The sequence below is a fragment of the Cupriavidus basilensis OR16 genome (genome assembly GCF_000243095.1).
Taxonomy (GTDB): Bacteria; Pseudomonadota; Gammaproteobacteria; order Burkholderiales; family Burkholderiaceae; genus Cupriavidus; species Cupriavidus basilensis_D.
Genome location: NZ_AHJE01000174.1, coordinates 1 through 794 on the forward strand (window position 1 = coordinate 1; position 794 = coordinate 794).

The 794-nt window shown below is 66.8% G+C and carries 2 protein-coding genes and 1 pseudogene; all 3 read right to left on the reverse strand.

Features of this window, described 5'->3' with window-relative positions:
* Window positions 1–333, reverse strand: a pseudogene (locus OR16_RS37170) (xanthine dehydrogenase family protein molybdopterin-binding subunit); the annotation flags it as partial.
* 130 nt (window positions 334–463) lie between these two features.
* The gene (locus OR16_RS44280; protein ID WP_158001411.1) at window positions 464–601 is read right to left on the reverse strand and encodes a hypothetical protein; all 138 of its coding nucleotides are present in this window, start codon (window positions 599–601) and stop codon (window positions 464–466) included.
* A 7-nt stretch (window positions 602–608) separates the two neighbouring features.
* Window positions 609–794, reverse strand: a 186-nt coding sequence (locus tag OR16_RS42360) for an isochorismatase family protein (protein ID WP_006164241.1), incomplete at its 5' end; no start/stop codon positions are given.

The following is a 794-nucleotide window of genomic DNA, read 5'->3' on the forward strand; positions in this document are numbered from 1 at the left end:
GATCGGCTCGCCGACAAAGCGCACCTTGCCGGCGGCCAGCGGCGGCTGGGCCGACGGCTGGTACGACGGGAAGGCCGAGTCGGCGACGATGTCGAGCGCGCCATGCATATCGTCACGCCCGATCACCGCATGCTCCAGCCCTTGCGGCTTGTGCAGCGCCAGCAGCCGCGCATGCGCCATGGGGCTGCGCAGGAAGGCAACCTCCTGCAGGCCGGGCATGGCGATGTCGGCGACGAAGCGGCCCTTGCCATGCAGGTGGCGCGCATCCTCCTTGCGCGCCACGCGCGCGCCTACGCCCTGCCCGCCCTGTTTTTCGATGTGGTCTTTGTCCATACATTTCTCCCGGGCTTGTCGCCGCCCGTGACTGCGCTTGTGGGTTCGTGGGTGACGGATAACCCGGCAACCAGCAGGCCAGCAAGCAATTTCCGTGCACTTGCCTGATCGCACGTCCAGCGGCACATATTCAGTGCACTGATCTTATCGACACATTGGCGAAACGGGCGGTGCCCGTCAATTGGGGCTTCAGCCAATGCACATGCATGGTGCGCGTCAGCGTGCGCGTCAGCGTGCGCATCACCGTGCCCACCACCGTGCCAACCACGCGCCGCTCAGAGCCGTGCCAGTGCCGCAAGCGCCTGCTCGCGCGGCATCACGGCGGCGTATTTCTGCTCCATGTCGAACAAGTTGGCTTCGTGCGGCTGGAGCGCGCGGTCGCCCACACAGTCCGACACCACCAGCGGGCGGAAGCCGTGCGACATGGCATCGACCACGCTGGCGCGCACGCAGCCACTGGT